General features: G+C 77.3%; 15 protein-coding genes. 11 read left to right on the top strand and 4 right to left on the bottom strand.

The features are described from left to right. Positions 1-41: 41 nt before the first annotated feature. The gene (locus AB0N04_RS00595) at positions 42-821 is read right to left on the bottom strand and encodes a 2,3-dihydro-2,3-dihydroxybenzoate dehydrogenase (RefSeq protein ID WP_360205130.1); all 780 of its coding nucleotides are present in this window, start codon (positions 819-821) and stop codon (positions 42-44) included. A 231-nt stretch (positions 822-1052) separates the two neighbouring features. On the opposite strand from AB0N04_RS00595, the gene AB0N04_RS00590 reads away from it, so the two are divergent. Genes AB0N04_RS00590 through AB0N04_RS00580 form a run of 3 tightly spaced genes read left to right on the top strand, consistent with a single transcriptional unit; the run spans position 1053 to position 3758 of the window. Further along, the gene (locus tag AB0N04_RS00590; protein WP_360205128.1) at positions 1053-2375 is read left to right on the top strand and encodes an MFS transporter; all 1323 of its coding nucleotides are present in this window, start codon (positions 1053-1055) and stop codon (positions 2373-2375) included. Further along, positions 2372-2995 (top strand): TetR/AcrR family transcriptional regulator, encoded by a 624-nt coding sequence (locus AB0N04_RS00585; RefSeq protein ID WP_360205125.1) that lies wholly within the window; start codon positions 2372-2374, stop codon positions 2993-2995. Before AB0N04_RS00590 ends, AB0N04_RS00585 begins: the two co-directional genes overlap by 4 nt. Positions 2996-3050: 55 nt before the next feature. Next, on the top strand, positions 3051-3758 hold the full coding sequence (locus AB0N04_RS00580; protein ID WP_360205122.1) for a siderophore-interacting protein: 708 nt from the start codon (positions 3051-3053) through the stop codon (positions 3756-3758). Between the two features lie 102 nt (positions 3759-3860). Here the strand turns inward: AB0N04_RS00580 and AB0N04_RS00575 are convergent, their stop codons facing one another. Continuing rightward, positions 3861-5132, bottom strand: coding sequence for a CapA family protein (locus tag AB0N04_RS00575; RefSeq protein ID WP_360205119.1), 1272 nt, complete (start codon positions 5130-5132; stop codon positions 3861-3863). A gap of 253 nt (positions 5133-5385) precedes the next feature. Here AB0N04_RS00575 and AB0N04_RS00570 point away from each other — a divergent pair, with 253 nt between their 5' ends. From AB0N04_RS00570 to AB0N04_RS00555, 4 genes are all read left to right on the top strand, one after another. Beyond that, a complete protein-coding gene (locus AB0N04_RS00570) occupies positions 5386-6207 on the top strand; it encodes a universal stress protein (RefSeq protein WP_360205116.1) in 822 nt (273 codons plus the stop codon). A gap of 176 nt (positions 6208-6383) precedes the next feature. Further along, positions 6384-7634, top strand: coding sequence for a M48 family metalloprotease (locus tag AB0N04_RS00565; RefSeq protein WP_360205114.1), 1251 nt, complete (start codon positions 6384-6386; stop codon positions 7632-7634). Positions 7635-7664: 30 nt separating this feature from the next. After that, positions 7665-8087 (top strand): MarR family transcriptional regulator, encoded by a 423-nt coding sequence (locus AB0N04_RS00560; RefSeq protein WP_360205111.1) that lies wholly within the window; start codon positions 7665-7667, stop codon positions 8085-8087. Between the two features lie 163 nt (positions 8088-8250). Continuing rightward, positions 8251-9342, top strand: a complete 1092-nt coding sequence (locus AB0N04_RS00555) for a PP2C family protein-serine/threonine phosphatase (RefSeq protein ID WP_360205108.1) — start codon at positions 8251-8253, stop codon at positions 9340-9342. Positions 9343-9439: 97 nt separating this feature from the next. On the opposite strand, the gene AB0N04_RS00550 is transcribed toward AB0N04_RS00555, so the two are convergent. Beyond that, positions 9440-10873 (bottom strand): ABC transporter substrate-binding protein, encoded by a 1434-nt coding sequence (locus tag AB0N04_RS00550; RefSeq protein WP_360205105.1) that lies wholly within the window; start codon positions 10871-10873, stop codon positions 9440-9442. Continuing rightward, a complete protein-coding gene (locus AB0N04_RS00545; protein ID WP_360205102.1) occupies positions 10864-11445 on the bottom strand; it encodes a hypothetical protein in 582 nt (193 codons plus the stop codon). Before AB0N04_RS00545 ends, AB0N04_RS00550 begins: the two co-directional genes overlap by 10 nt. Positions 11446-11549: 104 nt before the next feature. Here AB0N04_RS00545 and AB0N04_RS00540 point away from each other — a divergent pair, with 104 nt between their 5' ends. The 4 genes from AB0N04_RS00540 to AB0N04_RS00525 are packed head-to-tail and all read left to right on the top strand — an operon-like array spanning position 11550 to position 15612. Next, positions 11550-12122 (top strand): hypothetical protein, encoded by a 573-nt coding sequence (locus AB0N04_RS00540; RefSeq protein WP_360205099.1) that lies wholly within the window; start codon positions 11550-11552, stop codon positions 12120-12122. Positions 12123-12126: 4 nt separating this feature from the next. Then, the gene (locus AB0N04_RS00535) at positions 12127-14160 is read left to right on the top strand and encodes an ABC transporter permease (protein ID WP_360205096.1); all 2034 of its coding nucleotides are present in this window, start codon (positions 12127-12129) and stop codon (positions 14158-14160) included. Then, positions 14157-14900 (top strand): ATP-binding cassette domain-containing protein, encoded by a 744-nt coding sequence (locus AB0N04_RS00530; protein WP_360205094.1) that lies wholly within the window; start codon positions 14157-14159, stop codon positions 14898-14900. The genes AB0N04_RS00535 and AB0N04_RS00530 overlap by 4 nt, the downstream gene beginning before the upstream one ends. A 43-nt stretch (positions 14901-14943) precedes the next feature. Then, on the top strand, positions 14944-15612 hold the full coding sequence (locus AB0N04_RS00525; RefSeq protein ID WP_360205091.1) for an ATP-binding cassette domain-containing protein: 669 nt from the start codon (positions 14944-14946) through the stop codon (positions 15610-15612). Positions 15613-15665: the final 53 nt, after the last annotated feature.

Here is a 15665-nt window from a genome sequence, read left to right as displayed (position 1 = left end):
GGAACGGGGCAGGACGGGCCCGGAGCGGGCCCGGCGACGGGTCAGGCCCGCAGGGTGGCGCCGCCGTCGACGTACAGGTCGTGCATGGTGATGTGCCGGGCGCGGTCCGAGGCGAGGAAGACGACGGCCTCGGCGATGTCGGCGGGTGCGGCGATCCGCCCGAGCGGGATGCCGACCCGCCAGGAGCCCGGGTCGCCCTCGACGACGCGCCGCTCGGCGGCCTCGGCGTCCTCGCCCCAGAGCGCCCGCTGCATCGCCGTGTCGGTCGAGCCGGGCGAGACGATGTTGCAGCGCACACCTGAGCGGGCCAGCTCCAGCCCGAGACAGCGGGTGAACATGGTGGCCGCCGCCTTGGACGCCGCGTACGCGGCCATGCCGGCCCGCGGCACCCCGGCGGCGTTGGAGCCGACGGTGACCACGGCGCCGCGGCCGCGGCCGGCCATCCGGCCGCCGACGGTGCGACAGGTGTGGAAGACCCCGGTGGTGTTGACCGCGAAGGTGTCCGCCCAGTCCTGGTCGGTGAGTTCGACGGCGGGCGCGGTGCGCAGGATGCCGGCGACGTTCACCAGCACGTCCACCGGCCCGAGTCGGCGCTCGATGCCGTCGACGGCGGCCTCCACCGCGCGGGCGTCCGAGACGTCCAGCTCGTAGGGGTGTACGGCGGCCGTGTGCTCCGCGAGCGCCGCGAGCGCGCCGGGGTTGCGGTCCACCGCCGCGACGACGGCTCCCTCGGCGGCGAGCGCCCGGGCGACGGCGGCACCGATGCCCTGCCCGGCTCCGGTGACCATCGCGACGGTACCGGCGAATTCGGACTGTTGCACGGGACATCCCCTCCGACCAGCAAGATTAGGCAAGCCTAACCTAACACATTTGTTCGCCTGCACCGAGAGTCTGCGCGACCGTCAACTCCCCGCCTCGCCGACCGACTCCACCCCACCCCCGCCCGATGCGGCATCGAATCTGGACGCAACGTTGCGTCTAGTGCTAGCTTCCGACCCATCGAAGCGCAACGCAACGTTGCGTCCACTTTCCGCTCCGAAGGGAGCACCCCCATGCCCTCAGGGCCACCCACCCCCGCCACCGGCGCGCGCACACCCGGCCCCGACCCCCGCACACCCGGCCCCGACCCCCGCACACCCGGCCCCGCCACCCCGGGCCGCCGCCTCGCCCGGGCCGCCCTGGCCTTCGCCTTCTGGACCACCATGGCCGGCACCACCGTGCCGACCCCGCTCTACCCGCTCTACCAACACGCTCTGGGCTTCACCCCGTTGACGGTCACGGTGATCTTCGCGGTGTACGCGGCGGGAGTGGTCGCCGGGCTGGTCGCCCTGGGCCGGCTCTCCGACGAGATCGGCCGCCGCCCCGTCCTCGCCCTCGGCCTGCTGCTCGCCGCGGGTGCCGCAGGCCTGTTCGAGGCCGCCGACTCGCTGCCCTGGCTGCTCGCCGCCCGGGTGCTGTCCGGCCTCGCCGCCGCCCTGGTCACCGGCGCCGCCACCGCCGCCCTGCTCGACCTCGCCCCGCCGGAGCGTCGGCTGCGCGCCCAGACCGTCGCCCTCGCGGCGAACATGGGCGGCCTGGCCGGCGGCACCCTGCTGGCCGGACTGCTCGCCGAGTGGGCCGGCTCCCCGCTGCGGCTGCCGTGGACGGTGATGCTGGTCCTCACGGGCGTGGCCCTGACGGGCCTGCTCGCGGTGCCGGAGACCGTCACCGCGCCGGTCGGCTTCCGCCCGCGGCTCCAGCCGCTGCGCGTGCCCGCCGCCGTCCGCCCGGCGTTCCGGCGCGCGGCGGTCGCCGGCGGCTCCGGCTTCGCCGTGCTCGGCGTGCTGACCGCGGTCAGCGGGCTCTTCCTGGCGACCGTCCTCGGACTGCACGACCACGCGCTGGCCGGGCTGGTGGTCTGCCTCGCCTTCGCCGCCACGGCCGTCGGGCAACTGCTCGCCCGGAGCCTGCCGAAGGCCCGCGCCCTGCCCGCCGCCTGCGCCGGACTGGTGCTGGCCGCCGCGCTCGTCGCGACGGCCCTGCTCACCTCCTCGCTCACGCCGCTGCTGCTCGGTGCGGGGGTGAACGGCCTGGCCACCGGGACGGCCGTGGCGACCGGACTCGGCACCGTCAACGGCGGGGTCCCGCCGGAGCGGCGCGGCGAAGCGGTCTCCGCGTTCTTCGCGGTGCTCTACACCATGCTGTCGGTGCCGGTGGTCGGCGTCGGCCTGCTGATCCGGGCCACCGACCTGCGCACGGCCGGGGTCGTCTTCAGCGCCGTCGTCGCCCTCCTGGCGCTCGCGGTCGCCGCCGGGCTGCTCCGCAGCGGTGGCACCGCTGCACCCGGGCACCGGGAGGACGCGGCCCGGGCACCGCAGGGACGCGTGAGAGGATGACCCCGGCCGAGCCGTACCCCCGCCCGCGTGAGGACCCCAGCACCATCGCCAGCCAGCCCAGCCCCGCCACCGCCGGCACCCGCGCCACCAGCGGCCGCCGCAGCGAGGCCGCGCGCCTGGCCGTCCTGAACGCCGCCGACGACCTCCTGGTCGAGCACGGCTTCGAGGCGCTCACCATCGAGGGCATCGCGGCGGCCGCGGGGGTCGCCAAGCAGACCATCTACCGCTGGTGGAAGTCGAAGGTCGACATCCTCTTCGACAACCTGGTGCTGGACGCCGAAGGCGCCCTCGCCTGGCCCGAGCCCGCCGACCTGCGCGGCTACGTCCACCTGCACGCCCGCTTCCTCGCCGAGGAACCGGCCGGCAAGGTCCTGCTCGCCCTCCTCGGGCACGCCCAACTCGACGCCCGAACGGCCGAGTTGCTGCACACCGGATTCCTCGACGGGCTGCGCGCCCGGGACGTCTCCCTGGTCCGCGAGCAGCTCGGCCTGACCGAGGACGACGCCGCCGCGCTGCTCGACGCGCTGCTGGCCCCGCTCTACCACCGCGCCCTGGTGCTGCGCCGCCCGCTGGACACCGCCTTCGTGTCCGCGCTCGTCGACCGCCACCTCCCGCGCTGATCCCACCTTCCTCCAGCCCGGCGCGCTACCGCCCCGGGCCGATCCAGGAGTCGCCGTGTTCCGACGCCTGCGCCCCACGCACGACGTGGTGCTGACCGCCGTCACCCCGCTCACCCCCACCCTCACCCGGCTCACCTTCGCCGGGCCCACCCTGGCCGCCCTCGGCGTCGAGTTCCCCACCCAGTGGGTGAAGTTGGCGATCCCCGACGGCCAGTCCCGGGCCTACACCATCCGCCACCACCGCCCTGCGCAGCAGGAGGTCGACCTGGACGTCGTGCTGCACGGCGGCGGGCCGCTCTCCCGGTGGGCCTCCGTCGCCAGGCCCGGCGCACGCGCCCGGCTGGTCGGGCCGCGCGGTGGACGCCCCGCCCTCGACGGCGCGGCGCACCTGCTGCTGGCCGCCGACGAGAGCGCCCTGCCCGCGGCGCTCAGCCTGCTCGAACAGCTCCCGGCGGGCACCCGGGTGTCCGCCCACTTCGAGATCGCCACCGCCGCGGACGCCCTCCCCCTCGCCACCCGCGCCGACCTGACGGTGCGCTGGCTGCCGCGCGACGCGGGCGGCGGCCACGGCGTTCCCGGCGACAAGGGCCGTCTGTTCGCCCGCTCCGCCACCGCCGCCGAGCCGCCGCCCGGCTCCGCGGCCTGGGTCGCCGGCGAGGCCTCGGCCGTCGACGACGTCCGTCGCCACCTGCTCGCCGGGCGGGCCGTCCCCCGCGAGCTGCTCCACGCCAAGGGCTACTGGCGGCACGGCCGCCCGCTCTGACACCGCTGTCCGGGCCGGGTCCCGCCTGTGCCGCTCCCGGTCCGGCGGCGACGGGCCGCCGCAGGACCGGCGCGGGCGGAGAACGCGCGCCCTCGGCCGCGGTCAGCGCGCCGGTGTCGCCGGCGCCCCGGCCGCGGGAGCCCCGGTCGCCCGGCCCGCCCCCGTCGGGCGGGGCGTCGCCGGACCCGACCCGGTCGGCGCCGCGCCGGCCCCGGACGCCGCGCCGGCCCCGGGTGCCGCCGGGGCCGGGGCGAGGCCGGCGCAGCCGCGCAGGGAGTCCCGGCGCTTGAGGGCGGCCTCGGCGGCGGCACCCGTGACGGGCTGCGGAACGCCCTTGTCGTCGATGGTCGCCGGGGCGAAGGCCTCCCCGTCCACCTTGCCGTCCTTGCCGATGGTGAGGGTGGTGACGCCGGTCTCGTTGGAGAAGGCGTAGTTGGAGGTGCCGTACCAGAGGAAGTTGCCGAAGCCGTAGCCGACGTAGGTGCTGCCCAGCATGCCGGAGCCGACCATGGTGTGGGCGTGGGTGCCGACCACCGCGGTGGCGCCGGCGGCGGCGAGCTTCTTGGCGATGGTGGTCTGCGGGCCGGTCGGGCAGGCCTTGCCCTCGTCGCCCCAGTGCAGGTAGACGAGGACGACGGGCGCCTGCCGCTTCGCCGCCTCGACCGCCTTGACCACGGCGGGGACGTCCAGGGCCGAGGCGATGCCCGGCTTGTTGGCGCCGGCCCGCCACTTCTGGTTGGTGAGGTCCTCCACCTGGCTGGCGGCGACCACCGCGACCTTCACGCCGCGCACGGTGGTGACGTAGGGGGCGTACGCCTCCTTGGCGTCGTGGCCGACGCCGACGACCGGGATCGGCGAGGAGTCCTTGGCGGCGAGGGTGTCGGCGAGGCCGTCGGCGCCGAAGTCGACGGCGTGGTTGTTGGCCATCGAGACGACGTCGACGCCGGAGTCCTTGAGCGCCGAGAGCGCCTTGGGCGAGGTGCGGAAGGTGTAGGTCTTCGGCTCGGGGGCGCCGCGATCGGTGATCGCGGTCTCCAGGTTGAGCACGGAGAGGTCGGCGTCGGCGAGCGTCCGGGAGAGCGGGCCGAGGGCCGGCTCGGGCGGCTGGACGGCGAGCCTGGCCTCGGTGCGGCCCTCGAAGTGGACGTCCCCGGCGAAGGCGACGGTGATGCTGCCGTCGGGCCGGGGCGTGGTGGTGTCCTTCCCGCCGGTGCTCCCGGTGGGGGCGGCGCCGGGGGTGGCGGCCGGGCTGCTCGCCGCGGCGGAGGCGGCGGGGCTCGCGGCGGCGGGTGCCGGGTCGGGGTCGTCCGGGCCGCAGGCGGTGACGGCGGTCAGCCCGACGAGCAGCGCGACGGCGGCCGCGGCACGGCGCATGAGTGGTTCCCCCCGAGGTCGATCCGAGCGCGGTCAGCCTACGCCACGGCTCCGCCACCCCTCCGCCCCGGATCCGCAACATTTCGGACACAGGCCGACACGACGACCCGCTCCGGCCCCAGTGGGCCCGTCCGTCCCGACCGGCACGCGGACCGGGCCGTCCCGTCCCTGGCGCTCCGCCCGCCCGGGCGGGCAGCGTGGAGGAGGGGGCCGCCCGACACGGGCGGCGGGCCCGTTCCGGAGGTGGTTCGTCATGGGCAGCATCGAGGCCGTCGCCGGCCGCTCGCGCCGGATCGTGGTCGGCATCGACGGTTCGGCGCCGTCGAGGGCCGCACTGCGCTGGGCGGTCGACCAGGCCGCGCTGACCGGGGCGGTGGTGGACGCCGTCGCGGCCTGGGAGTACCCGTCGCTGTACGGCTGGTACATGCCGGTGGTGGACGACGGCTTCGAGCAGACGGCCCGGCGCACCCTGACCACCGAGGTGGACGAGGTGCTGGGGCGCGACCGCCCGGTGGAGGTCCGGGAGAGCCTGCTGCCCGGGCACGCCGCCGAGGTGCTGCTGGAGGCGGCCGAGGAGGCGGACCTGCTGGTGCTGGGCAGCCGGGGGCGCGGCACCTTCGCCCGGACGCTGCTCGGGTCGGTCAGCGTCCGCTGCGCCGTGCACGGGACCTGCCCGGTGGTGATCGTGCGCGCCGACGGGACGGCCTCGGCCGCACCGCGCGTCCCGGCGGAGGCGGCGGAGGCGGCAGGGGCGGCGGTCCGGCCGGAGGCGCCCGTCGCGGCGCGGTCGACGGTCGGCGAGGAGCCCGGCGGACCGGGCCCCGATCCCGTCCGCACCAAGGACTGGCAGCTCAGCCTGCACGTGGTCGAGGACGGCGGCACCACCCGGGTGCACGCCGTGCTGGACGCCGACGGCACCGTGCTGCACAGCGACGCCCTCGCCCGCCGCGGCCCGTTCGACGCCCCGGCGCCCGCCGTCGGGGACGAGTTCGCGGCCGGCCGCGCCCTGGTCGACCTCGGCCACCAGCTGCTGCGGGCCGGCGTCCACGGCGCCACCGGCCCGGCCGAGGACTGAGCCCGGCCGAGGACTGAGGGAGGCCCGGCCGGGGAGCGCCGGATGAGGCCCGCGGAGCACCGCACCGGCCGCCCCCGAGACCGGGGGCCGGGCGCCGACCGCCCGTGGTGCGGGATCCTGGAGCCCCGACCACCCCGACCACCCCGTCCGCCCGAACCCGGAGCCGCGAGCCGCCCATGGACGAGACCGTGACCACCCCGCCGGCCGATCCCGACCCCGATCCCGGAGCCGGAGCCGACGCCGGCCCCGGCGACTTCACCCCCGCCGAGCTCGCCCGCGGCCGCGCGCTGCGCCGCGCCCAGCTGCCGTGGGCGCTGGGCGGGCGGCTCGCCGGGCTGGCGCTGACCCTGCTGCTCGGTCTCACCCCGGCCGGGGCCGGCCTGGTCGTCGCCGTCGGGGGCTGGTTCGGCGGCTCCCGGACGGCCCAGGTGCTGGCGGGCGCGGCGGCGCTGCTGGTGCTGGGCCAGGCACTGCAGCTGCCGTTCGGCGCCCGGGTCCGGGTGGTCCGGGCCCGGTACGGGCTGGTGACGCAGGGCTGGGCCGGGTGGCTGTTGGACGCGCTGCGCGGTCTGGCGCTGGGCCTCGCGCTGGTGCTGCCGCTCGCGCTCGGGCTGTTCGCGCTGACCGCGTGGTCGCCGCGGTACTGGTGGGTGCCGGGGGCCGCGGCCGCGGCCGGGCTCACCGTGGCGCTCTCCTTCCTCCACCCGCTGCTGATCGAGCCGGTCTTCAACCGCTTCGCCCCGATGGCGCCGGGCGGGCTGCGCACCGCCCTGCTGGCGCTGGCGGAGCGGGACGGCGTGCGGGTGCGGGACGTGCTGGTGGCGGACGCCTCGCGGCGGACCACCGCGCTCAACGCCTACGTCTCGGGGCTGGGCGCGACCCGGCGGATCGTCGCCTACGACACCCTGGTGTCGACCGCGCAGCCCCGCGAGGTGGAGCTGGTGGTGGCGCACGAGCTGGGCCACGTGAAGCACCGGGACGTGCTGACGGGCACCGTGCTGGGCGCGTTGGGCGCCGCGGTGGCGGTGGCGGTGCTGGGCGTGCTGAGCGGCTGGGCGCCGCTGCTGTCGGCGGCCGGGGCGACGGACGCCGCGGATCCGCGGGCGCTGCCGCTGCTGGCGGCGTGCGCGGCGCTGCTGGGCGCGCTGTCGGGCCCGGCGCAGTGTGCGGTGAGCCGCCGGATCGAGGCCAGGGCGGACCGGCACGCGCTCGAACTGACGGCGGACCCCGAGCAGTTCGTCGCGATGCAGCGCAGACTGGCTCTGGCGAACGTCTCCGATGTCGACCCGCCGAGGGTGCTTGAGCTACTGTTCGCCACTCACCCGAGTACGACCCGCCGGATCGCCGCAGCCCGCGCCTGGGAAGCGGCCCGGGCCGGTCGGCCGTCGGGGGTGCGGCGCACGGGCCCGAGTGATTCCGTTGTATAGTGCAACAAATCTCGAGGAGGTAGGAACCCCGTGCCCGGCCGCCAGTCGTCCATCGACACCATCCAGCGCGAGCTGACCGCCTTCGCCCGCCGTGCCCGGCACAAGGCCTCCCAGCTGCACCCCGACCTCTCCCTGGTCACCTACAGCATCCTCGACCTGATCACCGAGCGCGGCGGCTGCCGGGCCGCCGACGTGGCCGCCCACTTCATGCTCGACAAGTCCACCGTCAGCCGCCAGGTCACCGCCCTGGAGAAGCTCGGCCTGCTGCGCCGCGAGGCCGACCCGGACGACCAGCGCGGCCAGATCCTGCGGGCCACCGAGGCCGGACTGACCCTGCTGCGGGACGCCAACGAGCAGCGCCGGCTGGCCTTCACGGCCCGCTTCACCGACTGGTCCGACGCGGACGTCGCCCGTTTCGCCGACTACCTGGCCCGCTACGGCGAAGAGGGCTGACGGCGGGGCGGCGCCGTCCGGGCCCGCCCGCCGGCTCCGGGTGCGCCGCACCGCCCGCACGGTGTACAGAGGAGGGGTGCCACTCCGGCAGCGTCCCCGTGACCCGCGCCCGCGCGACCGCCCCCGCGACCGCCGCCGTTCCTGGCGGCCCGACAGCCGGGTGATGACGGCCCTGTCTCTCGCGCTGATCGTCGTGATCACCGTCGTCGACATCGTCTCCCCGCCGGACATCCACCTCGGCCCGCTGCTGATCGTCGCCCCCGCGCTCACCGCCTCCGTCGCCGGGCCCCGGGCCACCGCCGCCGTCGCCCTGCTGGCCCTGGCCGGGCTCACCGTGATCGGCCTCGCCCGGGACGGCGTGACCACCGCCAACCACGAGACCCAGCTGGGTGCCCAGCTGGCCGTCTCCGTGCTGATCGTCGGCCTGCGGGTGCTGCGCGCCCGGCACGAGCGCGAGCTGGCCCAGGTCCGCTCGGTGTCCGAGGCCGCCCAGCGGGTGCTGCTGCGCCCGCTGCCGGAGCGGATCGGCCCGCTGCACCTGGCCTCCGTCTACCTGGCCGCCGAGGCCGAGGCGCAGGTCGGCGGCGACCTCTACGCGGCCGCCCGCACGACCACCGGCACCCGGCTGCTGGTCGGCGACGTCCGCGGCAAGGGCCTGCCCTCGCTGGGCGACGCGGCCCTGCTGCTCGGCGCCTTCCGCGCCGCCGCCCACCTGTACCCCGATCTGCCCGGCCTCGCCGCCTACCTGGACGGCACCGTCTGCTGGGGCCTCGCCCAGCCGGCCGAGCAGTCCCGCCCGCAGCGGGCGCCGGGCGAGGAGGCGGACGCGGCGGCGGAGGAGGGCTGGGAGTCCTTCATCACCGCCGTGCTGCTCGACATCCCCGACGACGGCTCGGCCGTCCGCCTGATCGACTGCGGCCACCCGCCGCCGCTGCTGCTGCGCCCCGACGGCATCACCACGCTGGCGGCCCGCCACCCGGCGCCGCCGCTCGGCCTGGGCGACCTCGCCCCGGTCCGGTACGAGACGGAGACCTTCCCCTTCCACCCTGGCGACCGGCTGTTGATCTACACCGACGGCGTGATCGAGGCCAGGGACGCGCACGGGCACTTCTACCCGCTCGCCGAACGCCTCGCGGCCCGGCAGGGCGAGAGCCCGGCCGTGCTGCTGAACCACCTGCACCGGGACCTGCTCGCCCACGCGGGCGGCCGGCTGGGCGACGACGCGGCGATGGTCGTGGTCGAGCGGCTGCCCTGATCGGCCCCGGAGCCCCGCGGCCCGGGCCCCGGTACGGCCCCCGTGGCCCCTGAACCGCCCCCGACGCCGCCCCGGATCCGCCCCTGCACCACCCCGGTCACGGCCGGTACGGCAGCTGCGGGACCTCGAAGCAGGTGGTCGTCATCGACGGCACCTGGGTGACCCAGCCGCCCCGGCCCGACTGCGCCGCGTCCTGCCAGCGGGCGGCGTTCAGACAGGCCCTGGTCGGCCCGCTGGGCGGCGGCTGCGGGACGAAGGAGGCGGGCAGGATCAGGCCGTGCGCGTCGTAGGGCTCGACGCGGTTCATGAAGGCCTCCGTGCAGGAGCGGGTCAGCGCGGCCCCGCAGGACGCCATCGCGTCGGCGAGCCACTGCGCGCCCGCCCAGCCCTCCAGTTCCCAGGCGGACAGCTGCGACCCGCGGTCCGGGTAGTACCGGGCCATCGCGGTGCGGAACTCGTGCACCGCCGGGTACTGCTCGTCCGCGTAGTTGAGGCTGGAGGAGGTCGCCCAGAGGACGTCGCGGCAGTTCGGCACGGCCTGGTAGTCGGTGCGCACCGACTCCGACCAGTTCTGCACGTTGGTGACCTTGGCCGTCAGCCCGACCCCGGCGTCGTCCAGGGCCCGGCACAGCGCCACGTTGCCCCGGGTGTCCATGGCGTCGAACAGCAGCTGTGAGCCGTCCGCCCGCACGGCCGCGGCGACCGCCTGGAAGTTCGGCAGCGCGAAGTCCACCGTCTGGAGCAGCACCCGGTAGCCCTCGGCCTCCAGCCCGGCCTTCAGCTGACCGGCGTAGCGGGCCGAGTCGGCCTGGTTGTAGGCGACCACGGCGGCGGTGCCCGCGCCCAGCCGCTCCCGGAAGAACCGGAACACCTCGGTGCTCTGGTAGAGCGTGCCGTTCCAGCCGACGGCCCGTCCGTCGCGCGGGGCGCTGCTGCCGTAGATCCCGTACAGGTGAGGCCAGCGGTCGTAGGCGGTGCCGATCGGCTGGCCGCCGACGTCCGGCACCGCCTGGGCGCTCACGTAGGGGGCGCCCGCGTAGTCCAGGACGCTGCCGCTGACGAAGGCGAAGACGTGCTCCCGGTCGATCAGCCGGTGCACGCAGTCCTGGTTGCCGATGCCGCTGCCGCCGTCGTCGCAGGTGAGGATCCGGACGGTGCGTCCGTGCAGGCCGCCGCGGTCGTCGAGGGCCTGGAAGAAGGCCTGGGCTCCGTAGCGCGGTCCGCTGAACACGTCGCCGCCGACGGGGCTGGTCGTCGAGGTGACGATGCCGACCCGGATCTCGGTGGCGCTGACGCCGGTGTCCGAGGCCGGGTTCCCGCCGGTGCTGCCGGGGCTGCCGGTGCCGCCGGCCGGGGTCGACCGGGCGGAGAAGGCGTCGGCCGGCAGCCGGGTCCCGCAGCCCGCGAGCGGCAGCAGCAGCGCCAGGACCGTCAGGACGGCCGCGAGCCCCGGCACCCCCGGGGCGCCGCCGGGCCGCCGGCGCGGCGTCGCGTCGACGGCCCGGCGGAGCGTCGGGGCCGTCAGCTGCATCCGGGGATCGGGGTGCCGCTGGCGCCGCCGGCCTGGGTGATCAGGCCGCACAGGGTCGAGCGGGACACCTTCCAGGTGCCGTTCTCCAGGACGGCCTGGCCGGTCGCGGCGGGCTCGACGACGGTGCCCTGCAGGGAGAGCGAGTAGGTGACGGTGGCGTCGTTCGCGTCAGTGAACGCGACGTCGGTGACCTTCGCCTGCACCTGGCCGACCCGCGGGTCCTGTGCGAAGCCCTGCAGCGCCGGGAGCAGCGCGTCACCGCCCTGGAGCAGCTTGGCCTTGTCCGGGATCGGGGTGGCGGGGTCGAAGAACTTCTCCCAGTTGGCGGTGACCTCCGTCTTCGCGGCAGCCGGATCGGCGGGCGCCGTGCCGCCGGACGCGGTCGGCGAACCGCCGGAGGTGGCGCTCGCGGAGGCGCTCGGGCTCGCGGCGGCCGAGGTGGTCGCCGAGGACCCGGACGTGCTGCTGCTGCACGCGGCCGCCGTGGCCACCAGCAGCAGGGCGAGCAGCGCGCCCGCCGTCCGCCGGGCCGGGCCGCCGCCCGTGGGGGTGCCGCTTCGCGTCACGCGCATGGTGTTCCCTCTCGACTGCGCCGCCCGGTCCCGCTCGCGGTGTCCCGGATGCTGTTCCAGGCCGATCCTGGAAACGTCGCAAGTGACACCATCAAGGCGGATCCATGGACGAATCGCAATCCGGCGGAGGGACCACCCGCCCCGCGGCGGGGGCTTTCCCCGTCCGGCGCGGTGCCCGCCGGCTGCGGGCCGTCCGGGGCGGGCGGGAGTGGGCCGGCTGGATCCTCCTGGCGGTCGGGGCGGTGCTGTGCGTGCTCGGCTGGTACGGGGTCTCCGGCGAGCGCTTCGCCGAACAGCAGATCCCCTACCTGGCCTCCTCGACCGTTCCCGGCGCGGCCCTCATCGTCTCCGGCGCGGTGATCGTGGCCGTGCGCCCGCCGCCAGACGGGCCCGGGGACCTCACCGGCCGACGGGTGGCGCGGCTGTACGAGCTGCTGGTCGAACCGGACGAGCCGCAGGGCGGCGGCGGGGCCGCCACCGGGCGGTGCGCCCTCCCCGGGGGCACCCACTACCACCGGCCGGACTGCCCGCTGGTCTCCGGCAAGGAGCGGGCCGGGGCGGTGGACGCGGCGGCCGTGCGGGACCGCTCGCTGACGCCCTGCCCGGTCTGCGAGCCGGACGGCGACCCGGACGGGCCCGCCACCCGTCCGGGCGAATCCGCCCCGCCCGGCGGGTGAACCGGTGGACGTCCTGCTGGCCGCGCCCGCCGACTCGCTCGGGCTCACCGTCGACCTCGCCCTCGCCGGGCTCACCGTCGGCTGCGCCGCCGCGCTCAGCGGCATCGGCCTGGTCGTCTGCCACCGCGCCACCGGCGTGCTCAACATCGCCCAGGGCGCCCAGGCGATGGCCGTCGCCTACCTGCTGCGGGACCTCGTCGTGGTCCGGCACTGGCCGGTGTGGCCCGCCGTCGCCTGCTGCCTGCTGCTGGTCGCCCCGGCGCTCGGCGTCCTGCTCGACGTCCTCGTCCACCGCCCCCTGCAGCGGCGCGGCGCCGGACCGGCCGAGACCATGGTCGCCGGGCTGGGCGTCTTCGTGCTGCTCATCGGCCTGGTCGTGCTGCTCTGGGGCCCGGCCCCGCTGGCCGGTGCCCCCTCCCCGCTCGGCGGCACCCCGATCCGGCTGCCCGGCGGGCACACCCTGCGGCCGGACACCGTCGCCCAGTTGGCCGCCATCCTCGTCCTCGGTCTCGGCGTCACCGCCGTCACCCGCTGGACCGGCTTCGGCCTGCGGCTGCGGGCCGTCGTGGACGACCGCCGCCTCGCCGCCCTCGCCGGGGTCGACGCCGACCGGCTCTCCGCCGCCGGATGGGCCTTCGGCACCTTCACCGCCGGGCTGGTCGGCGTCACCCTCGCCCCCTACCTGCTGCTCGACCCGTACGGGCTGCCGCTGCTGGTGATGGAGACCATGGCGGTGGCCGTCGCCGCCCGGCTGCGCAGCATCCCGGTGGCCGTCGCGACCGGGCTCGGCCTCGGCGTCGCCCAGGCGGAACTCACCCGGCTCCGGCCGTCCGGCCAACTGCTGCCGCTGGTCCAGGCCGTGCAGTCCAACCTGTTCGTCATCGCGCTGCTCGTCACCGCCCTGCTGGCCGGCCCGCACATCACCGGCGGCAGCCACGACCTCGCGCCGCTGGCCGCCCGCCGGGCCCGGCCGGGTGGGGGCGGGCCCGGTGGGGGCGGGCCCGGTGGCGGCGGGCGCGGCGGCCGGGTCGCCGGGGCGGTCTGCCTGGTCCTGCTCCTGCTGCCGCTGGGCTTCCGCGGCAACGACCTGCGCAGCGCCCTGCTGGTGCCCGCGCTCGCCCTCGTCCTGCTCTCCGTCGTCGTCGTGACCGGCTACGGCGGGCAGATCTCGCTCGGCCAGGCCGGGTACGCGGGCCTGGGCGCGCTCGGTACCGGGCTGCTGATGTCCGGCCGGATCCCCGGCGTCCCACCGCTGCCCGCCCTGCCCGCGCTGCTGCTCGCCGTCCTGGCCACCGCGCCGCTCGGCCTGCTCACCGGCTGGCCCGCGATCCGGCGCCGCGGCCTGGCCCTCGCCCTCGTCACCTTCGCCGTCGGCACCGCGATGAGCCGCTTCGTCTTCCAGCAGCCCTACGCCACCACCGGGCTCACCCTGGACCGCCCCGCCCTGCTCAGCGGCGACCGGGCCTTCTACCTCACCGAACTCCTCCTGCTCGGCCTCGGCCTGCTCACCGTCCGCGCCCTGCACCGGGGCCGCACCGGCCGCGCCCTCACCGCCGTGCGCGACCACGAGGCGGGCGCCACCGCGGCCGGGGTGGACGTCCCCGGCCTCAAGCTGCTCGCCTTCGTCGCCGGCGCCGCGCTCGCCGCGCTCGGCGGCGGCCTGATGGGCCTCGCCGGCCGGGCCTTCGACCCCGCCGCCTTCGACCCCGTCCGCGGTCTGCTCTGGTTCGCCGCCGTCGTCGTCGCCGGCGCCGACAGCGCGCTCGGCGCCGTCCTCGTCGCCGCCCTGCTCACCGGCCTCGACGCCGGCACCACCGCGGGCGTCTCCGCCGTCGCCGTCGGCGCCCTCGCCGTCGCGATCGGCCGTCTGCCCGGCGGCCTCGCCGCCCTTCCCGCCCGCCGGCCGCGGGCCACGGCGCCCCCGTTGCCCGCGTCCCGCCTCAGCCCGGCCGGCCGGCGCGTCCGGGCCCTGGTCGCCGCTCGGCTGGCCGACGAGCGGCGGCACCGGCCCTCCCGGGCGGACGGAGGTCCGCCGTGACCACCGCCGCCACCACGGCCACCGCCCGTCTCACCGCGCGCGGCATCGTGTACCGCTACGGCGGGATCGAGGCCGTCGCCGGGGTGGACCTGCTGGCGCCGCCGGGCCGGATCACCGCACTGATCGGCCCCAACGGCGCCGGCAAGAGCACCCTCTTCGACTGCCTCGCCGGCACCGTCCGCCCCGACGCGGGCCGGGTGCTGCTGGGCGGGCGGGACGTCACCCGGCTCGCCGCCCACCGGCGGGTGCGGCTCGGGCTGGCCCGGACCTTCCAGCAGATCGCCGTCTTCCCCACGCTCTCCGTCGCCGACAACGTCCGGGTCGGCGCCGAGCAGCACCGCGGCCGGCCCGACCCCCGGGCAGCCGCGGAGCGCACGGCCCGGGCGCTCGGACTGTTCGGGCTGCAGGACGTCGCCGCCGAGCCGGCCGCGGAGCAGCCGACCGGCGTGCTCCGGCTGGTGGAGCTGGCCCGGGCCCTGGCCGGCGGACCCAGGGTGCTCCTCCTGGACGAACCGGCCGCCGGACTGGACACCGCACAGACGGCCCGTCTGGTGACCGTCCTGCGCGGCCTCGCCGACCGCGGCATGGCCCTGCTGCTGGTCGAGCACGACGCCGAGCTGGTCGCCGAACTCGCCGACTCCGTCTACGCCCTGGCGGACGGCCGGCTCGTCGCCGGCGGGCCCACCCGCACCGTGCTGGCCGACCCCCGGGTCACCCGCGCCTGGCGGGGGGCCGGCTGATGTCCGCGGCACGCCCCCGGGCCGCCCGGGCAGGCGGCGCCCGGTGAGCGTCGAGCTCGCCCTGCAGGGCGCCCGGGTGCGGTACGGGCCGCTGGAGGCCCTGCACGGCGTCGGGCTCGCCGTGCCGGGCGGCGGCGTGACGGTGCTGCTCGGGCGCAACGGGGCCGGGCGGACGAGCGTGCTGCACGCGGTGGCCGGGCTGGTGCCTCTGTCGGGCGGGCGGGTGCTGTGGCGGGGGCGGGACGTCACGGGGTGGTCGGTGCACCGGCGGGTGCGGGCGGGGCTGGCGCTGGTGCCGGCGGAGCGGGGGGTGTTCGGGTCGCTGACGGTGGCCGAGCACCTGGGTCTGGGCGGCCCCGCCCGGTCGCGGGCGACGGCGCTGTTCCCGGAGCTGACCGCGCTGCTGGACCGGCGGGCGGGCACCCTCTCCGGCGGCCAGCAGCAACTGGTCGCGATCGGGCGGGCGTTGGCGGCCGACCCGGCGTTGCTGCTGCTCGACGAGCCGGAGCGCGGGCTGGCGCCCGCCGTGGCGGCCCGGCTGCACGCCCACCTGCTGGCGGGCACGGCCGCCGGCCGGACGGTGGTGCTGACCGCGCGGGCGCTGCCGCGCACCCTCGCCACGGCGTCGGTGGTGCACGTCCTGCACCGGGGCGAGGTGGTGTTCTCCGGCGAGCCCGCGGAGCTGGCGGGTTCCTGGACCACCGCGCGGTGACGGCGCCGATGCGCGGTGACCGCGCCGCTCACCGACGGCCGCGCCGCTCACCG

Source organism: Kitasatospora sp. NPDC051702, assembly GCF_040681575.1.
Taxonomy (GTDB): Bacteria; Actinomycetota; Actinomycetes; order Streptomycetales; family Streptomycetaceae; genus Kitasatospora.
The sequence above is the reverse complement of the archived record's forward strand: the minus strand, read 5'-3'. Positions and strand labels throughout refer to the sequence as shown.